This is a genomic window from Mesorhizobium sp. M4A.F.Ca.ET.050.02.1.1 (genome assembly GCF_003997725.1).
In the GTDB taxonomy this organism is placed as follows: Bacteria; Pseudomonadota; Alphaproteobacteria; order Rhizobiales; family Rhizobiaceae; genus Mesorhizobium.
In genome coordinates, this window is sequence record NZ_RZSG01000338.1 from 1 (window position 1) to 6,142 (window position 6,142).

The 6,142-nt window shown below is 63.5% G+C and carries 8 protein-coding genes; 4 read left to right on the forward strand and 4 right to left on the reverse strand.

The window, feature by feature from the left end; all coding sequences use genetic code 11:
* Both EOA33_RS20705 and hemP read right to left on the reverse strand, forming a co-directional pair.
* Window positions 1–220: ChuX/HutX family heme-like substrate-binding protein (locus EOA33_RS20705; protein ID WP_281033533.1), on the reverse strand; the 220-nt coding region annotated here is incomplete at its 3' end.
* 36 nt (window positions 221–256) lie between these two features.
* Window positions 257–463, reverse strand: coding sequence for a hemin uptake protein HemP (gene hemP / locus EOA33_RS20710; protein ID WP_126054152.1), 207 nt, complete (start codon window positions 461–463; stop codon window positions 257–259).
* Between the two features lie 277 nt (window positions 464–740).
* On the opposite strand from hemP, the gene EOA33_RS20715 reads away from it, so the two are divergent.
* Genes EOA33_RS20715 through EOA33_RS20730 form a run of 4 tightly spaced genes read left to right on the forward strand, consistent with a single transcriptional unit; the run spans window position 741 to window position 4,749 of the window.
* Window positions 741–2,882, forward strand: coding sequence for a TonB-dependent hemoglobin/transferrin/lactoferrin family receptor (locus EOA33_RS20715; protein WP_245482392.1), 2,142 nt, complete (start codon window positions 741–743; stop codon window positions 2,880–2,882).
* 5 nt (window positions 2,883–2,887) lie between these two features.
* On the forward strand, window positions 2,888–3,316 hold the full coding sequence (locus EOA33_RS20720; protein WP_126054150.1) for a hypothetical protein: 429 nt from the start codon (window positions 2,888–2,890) through the stop codon (window positions 3,314–3,316).
* Window positions 3,317–3,356: 40 nt separating this feature from the next.
* Window positions 3,357–4,400: a TonB family protein gene (locus EOA33_RS20725; protein WP_348627229.1), complete on the forward strand. Its 1,044-nt coding sequence runs from the start codon at window positions 3,357–3,359 to the stop codon at window positions 4,398–4,400.
* Window positions 4,401–4,434: 34 nt separating this feature from the next.
* Window positions 4,435–4,749 (forward strand): antibiotic biosynthesis monooxygenase, encoded by a 315-nt coding sequence (locus EOA33_RS20730; RefSeq protein WP_126054149.1) that lies wholly within the window; start codon window positions 4,435–4,437, stop codon window positions 4,747–4,749.
* A gap of 24 nt (window positions 4,750–4,773) precedes the next feature.
* Here EOA33_RS20730 and EOA33_RS20735 read toward each other — a convergent pair whose 3' ends face one another.
* Together EOA33_RS20735 and EOA33_RS20740 are read right to left on the reverse strand one after the other, a co-directional pair.
* Window positions 4,774–5,802, reverse strand: a complete 1,029-nt coding sequence (locus EOA33_RS20735) for a glycosyltransferase (RefSeq protein WP_126054148.1) — start codon at window positions 5,800–5,802, stop codon at window positions 4,774–4,776.
* An 88-nt stretch (window positions 5,803–5,890) separates the two neighbouring features.
* Window positions 5,891–6,142 (reverse strand): hypothetical protein (locus EOA33_RS20740; protein ID WP_145989218.1); only part of this gene is annotated, 252 nt, incomplete at its 5' end.

Consider the following 6,142-nt stretch of genomic DNA (forward strand, 5'->3'; position numbering starts at 1 on the left):
CATTGCGGGTCAGCGCCATCACCTCGCCGACAGCTTCGAGGCCGGTCAGCAAATCGTTGACGCGCGGCTCGACCCGCACGACGCCCTGCCCGCAATGGGCCGCGGCGAGCTCCGCTTCCGAGATGCCGAGTTCGGCGGCAAGGTCGCGCTCGCGCGCTTTCGGATTGTCTTCCCGCGCCCGCCGGATTTCATGCGGTGTGGGTTTCACGCGCTGGTCCATGTCTTCCCCTGCCTTCAGCCGGTCGTCGGTTGCTGCTTACTTGTTGAGGATCAGCTTGCCCTGGCGGGTGATCTTCAACCGATAGAGCGCACCATGGTGCTCGATGCCGATCTCGTGCTCGCCTTGGAAAAGCGTGTTGCTGGAGAGCGTCCTCACCGCCAGCGGAACCCGGTCGAAACGGGTGGCAACGTCTTCGGAACGACGGACGCGATAGCGGAAATCGTTTGCGTTGTGCGTGTTCATCTGGGTCGGTCCTTTCCCTGTGCCGGCCACCTGGCCGGACGCCTGCATAAAATGCCGATTAATTTCTTGACTCGAATAATCATGTTTTATAACCAGTGCAATACCGGAGTAAATGAGTCAACATTTAACGCACCGGATGCGATGAAAAATGCCAGCGAGCCTCGGCCAGCCAGCATCGAACTGGATTTGGAGTTGGGGCATGGGGTTGGCGAATTGGCAAAGGCTGGGTCTGGCGTATGAGAACGCGGGCCCGGCGCAACGGTCTATGGCAAAGGGAATGGCCGCGCTTCTGGCCGGCGCGGCGGTGATCGCGATCCTGACACCGCCGGCAAACGCGCAACAGGCCGCCCAGCCTGCAAGCGAGCGGCAGCAGACCGATTCTGCAAAGAAGACAGAAGAGACGAAGCCGGCCGAGGCGACGCTGCTCGACAAGATCCTGGTCCTCAGCCGCACCGGCGAGACGGCGATCCAGTCGCTTGCCTCCGCCAGCCATGTCGACCGAGAGCAGCTCGATCGCCGCATGGCGACGACGTCGAACGAGATGCTGCTCGGCGTGCCGGGGGTAACCGTGCAGGCCGACGCGCGCCGCGTCAGCTCCAGCATCAACATCCGCGGCCTGCAGGATTTCGGCCGCGTCGCGGTCATCATCGACGGCGCCAGGCAGGATTTCCAGCGCTCCGATCATGGCACGCAGTCGACCTTTTACGTCGACCCTGAACTTATCAAATCCGTCGACGTGATCCGCGGTCCGGTCGCCAACACCTACGGCTCCGGCGCCATCGGCGGCGTCGTCTTCTTCGACACCAAGGATGCCGAGGATTTCCTCAAGCCGGAGGAAAGCTGGGCTAGCGCGCTCACCGGCCGTTATGAAAGCAACGGCAAGGGCTGGACCACCAGCGCCACCGGCGCCTACCGCTTCAACGAGAACTGGGATGTGCTCGGCAACATCGTCTACCGCGACTATGACGACTACAAGAATGGCGGCGGCGACACTGTCGCCGGCACCGGCTTCGACGTGCTGAGCGGCCTGCTCAAGACCACGATCCGCCCGACCGAGAACAGCGAGTTGAAACTCGGCTGGGTCGGCTCCAGCCACGGCTGGACGGAGACCAGCAGCGGCGTGCCGGCCAACGATGTCGACCTGAAGTCGAACACATTTACAGCCCGCTACAACATCACCGACGACGCCAGGAGCTGGCTCGACCTCCACATCAACGCCTCCTACAACAGGACCAATCTCGATCTGACCAGCCTCATCGCGCAAAACCGCTTCGATCCGGAAACCGGTCTTCCCGTCGTGCTGCCGGCCGGTTCGACCTCGACCTTCGACGTCGACACCACCGGCATCGACATCTGGAACACCTCTCGCTTCGAGACCGCCGACATCGCGCACGAGCTGACCTATGGCGGCGATTGGGTCGGCGACGATGTCGAGACGGGCGGCACCGCCGGCGGCGACAGCTTCTACACGCCCTCCGGCAAGCGCAACGTTTCGGGCGCATATGTTCAGGACAAGCTCACCTGGGAATGGCTCGAGGTCATCACCGGCCTGCGTTACGACAGCTACAGCCTGAAGGATTCGGATAACGAGACGTCCGGCGACAGGCTGTCGCCGCGCATCACCGTCGGCGTCTCGCCCTTCGAAAGCGCCAGCCTGTCTGGCCTGCAGTTCTATGGCACCTACGCGGAAGGCTACCGCTCGCCCTCGCTGACGGAGACCCTAATCAGCGGCAACCATCCGGCAGGAGTCACCTTCCCGTTCCTGCCCAACCCCAATCTCAAGCCAGAAATCGGCAAGACCGTCGAGTTCGGCGTCAACTACAAGCGGAACGACATTTTCGAAGGCGGCGACGCGCTGCGGCTCAAGGCCGCCTATTTCAACAACGATGTCGAAGACTACATCGACGGCGTCACGCTCTCGGCCTTCGACCCGACCAGCGGCTGCCCGTTCGGTCCCGGCATCCCGATCTGCTTCCAGTACCAGAACTTCGCCAAGGCCAAGATCGACGGCTTCGAACTGGAAAGCGTCTATGATGCCCGCTGGGGTTATGCCGGGCTTTCGGCCTCGATCATCAACGGCCACACCATTTCCTATGAAGGCGAGCGCGCCGACCTTGCCACCATCCCCTCCTCCCAGGTCACCGCGCAGCTCGGCCTTCGTTTCCTCCAGGACAAGCTGACCGTCGGCGGCGAGGTGCAATACAACGGCAAGCCCAAGGGCAACTCCGTGGCCAAGGACTATACGCTGGTCAACGCCTTCGCCAGCTACCAGGCGACCGACAATCTCAAACTCGACTTCCGCGCCGACAATCTGTTCGACGTCAAATACACCAACCCGCTGAACGGCAGCACGACTGCCGTTCTCTACGAACCCGGCATCACGTTGAAGCTGGCGGCGACCATGCGCTTTGGAGGCTGACGACAATGACAAGCTTGACGGGACTGCTTCGTCTGCTGACCTTGTCGCTTGCGGCGGCGCCGGCGTGGGCCCAGTCCTCGCCGGTTCCTCAACTCAACCTCGAACTCAATGCCGCGCAGCCCTCCGACAAGGGCTGCAGGCTGACCTTCGTGGTCAACAACGCGCTCGGCGCCGACCTGTCGAAAACGGCCTTCGAGATCGCCCTGTTCAACGAGGCCGGCGTCGTCGACCGCCTGACCGTACTCGACTTCAAGGACCTTCCCGTAAGCAAGACCAAGGTGACGCGTTTCGATCTTGCCGGCACCGACTGCGCCAAGGTCAGCCGCGTGCTGATCAACAGCGCGACCGAATGCGCCGGCGCAAGCGTGGAGCCCGCCGCCTGCATGCGCGGACTGAAGACCTCGACCCGAACCACCATCGCCTTCGGGGTCTGAGACGGCATTGGGGCTGCATCCCGCATTCAGGCAAGAGACCGTGGCCTGGCCGCTGCTCGGCCTCGGCGCGTTACCTCCGCGGGCAAATGATCTTGATTTGACTTTTGCATGCAGGCCGCTGCAATTTCCGGCCCGCGACATGCAGGAAATCATCCCCCTCTCCGACGCCGGCAGCGAGCTGGCGATAGCGCCGGCCAAGCCGCCTGAACTTGCGCAGGCGGCGGCCCGCAACGGCAAATGGCCCGCTGCCGTCATTGTCTCCTGCATTCTCCACGGCGCCGCGGCGGCGTTCTTTCTGATCTCGCCTTCCAGCACGTTCAAATCGCCGGATTCGGAGCAATCGGAAGGCAGCGACCAGTCCGGAGACAAGGTTGCCGGCAGCGCGCTTGACAGGGATCCGGTGGCGATAAATGTCACGCTGGAGCCAAAGCCGGCCAGGCCGGAGCCGGCAAAGCCGGTCAGACCAGCGCCACCAACGCAGCCTTCCGAGCCCACTCGGGAAGCAGCCGCACAGCCTCCCGCAGTGTCGCCGGAACCTGCCGGCCGGCCAGACGTACTGGTGGCTGGCTCCCCGCGCCCCGATGACCAGAGTGTTGTCGCCAGCACCGAATCCCCTGCCACCCATGAAACTCCCGTCGTTGTTCCAGACCAGCCGCCAATCCCCAGCGCCCGTCCGACTCCGTCGGCACCATCCCCGACAGCGAGAGAAACGGACAACAAGCGCGGCACCGCAGAGGGCCAAGACCGGCTGGCACAGGCGGCCAGCAAGGGCAAGAAGCAGAAAGAGGCAGGCAGCGAGGCTGCGGAGTACAATTACCGCGGCGACGTCATCAGGAAGCTCAGCCGCGTCAACCGCGCCGTTCCGCCGTCAGTGCAATTGACCGCGGTCAATAATGCCGTCGTGACTTTCGTGATCGGCAGCGGTGGTGGTATCGACGATCTACGCATCCTGCAAACCTCTGGATCGTCGAGTTTCGATCAGGTCGCGCTCGGCATCGTTCGCAATGCTGCCCCCTTCCCTCCAATTCCGTCGCGCATCGCAAGCAGGAGTTTGGTGTTCGAGGCCGAAATCGGTCCATTTTGAAAGTGGATGGAACGAACCGCATGAAAGGAAACCAATGTACATCGCCATGAACCGCTTCAAGGTCCAGAACGGCTCGGAAGACGCCTTCGAGGATGTCTGGAAGAACCGTGATTCCAGCCTGTCTGAAATGAAAGGTTTCAGGGAGTTCCACCTGCTGCGCGGTCCGCTGAACGAGGCCGAAGGCTACACGCTGTTTGCCTCACACACGGTGTGGGCCAGCCACGAGGATTTCGTCGCCTGGACCAAATCGGAAAATTTCCGCGCCGCGCACCGCAACGCCGGCACCTCCAAGGTGCACTATCTCGGCCATCCGCAATTCGAAGGCTTTTCGGTCGTCGAGGGCGCCTGACGAGCTATTCGGGAGAGCCTAGCCTCAGGAACCGCCAGCCAGCCGGCGTAGCGTCCGCACAAAGCGTTTGCGCGCCTGCCGCAAGCGGCTCTTGCGATCAAGAAGCGGCGCAAGCCGCGGATCGCTCGCCAAATCGCCGAACCGCCTCACATGGCTGGACAGGAAGCCGGACACGAAATCCCTGCCGTGGATGGCGCCGAGCCTCTCCGCATTGGCAAGGACATAGTCGAGCACGTCCGCGCCCATGGCGGCGTCCAGGGAGGCATAGGCCGGCGACAGCTGCATACGGCCGCCGGCATAGGCGAGACCGCCGGAGGCATTGGCGCCATGCAGGCGATAGAGGCCGAGGCACTCCGACAGGATGAGGCTGCCGGCGGCCAGATGCGCGCATGTCGCCGTCAGGTAATCGGTTCCGATCGACACCTTGAAGGGGAATGCCAGGACGGGTTCCAGCGCGCCACGCCGGAAAACCATCGACGATGTCGGCGCCCATATCCAGCCATAGCTATCGGGTCCGAAATAGGTCACCGGAAAATCCGACCGATAGGCGAGTCCGCCATGCTGTATGTGGGGTGGGATCATTGTCCCGCGCGCGTGCGCTTCCCTGCGCGGCAGCGCAAAGCTACTGGCCAGCAAGGCGCGCTCGCGATCGACGAGGAAAAGATCGGAGCTGGACAGCGACGCCGGCTGCGTCGCGTAGAGATGCGCCGACAGATGCGCGAGCAGGAAGTCCGGCAGCCAGATGTCGTCGGAATCGAGAAACGCCACGAAATGCGCGTCGCTTGCTGCAAAGCCGTCGCGGAACGCGGCGAGTTGGCCGCCGTTTTGCGGCCGCGCCAGGAGGCGCAGGCGCGGATCGCCGATCTTTTCAAGCAGCGCACGGATATGATCGGCCGAGCCGTCGGCCGAGGCATCGTCGACGATCACGCAGTCCCAATTGCGATAGGTCTGTGCCAGAACCGAGCGGATCGCGTCCTCGACATAGGCGCGATAGTTGTGACTGGTGATGACCACGCTGACACGCGGGAGCGTGAACGGCGATTTATCTTCCATCTGTTCGGCCTCGCCGCGTAATCGATCGGCGCATGTTTATCCGGGTGCGCGGTCTCCTTGCAACACGCGCCCGGACTTGGGCTGTGCCTTAGGCGGCAGCCAGCAGGCTGGCATTGCCGCCCGCCGCCGTGGTGTCGACGCAGACGGCGCGCTCATGCGCATAGGCAGCCGGATTGAGCACCTCGCTGACCAGCGGCACGATCGGGCCGGCGCGCATCGTGCGCAAGGTTATCGCCGAGCGCGCCGCCTCCGGCGTGCCTGAGAATGCGACGACATCGACGCGCAGTGCGCGCGCCTCGACGGGGTCCGGCCGGCCGTCTATGGCGGCGATCGGCAGGCC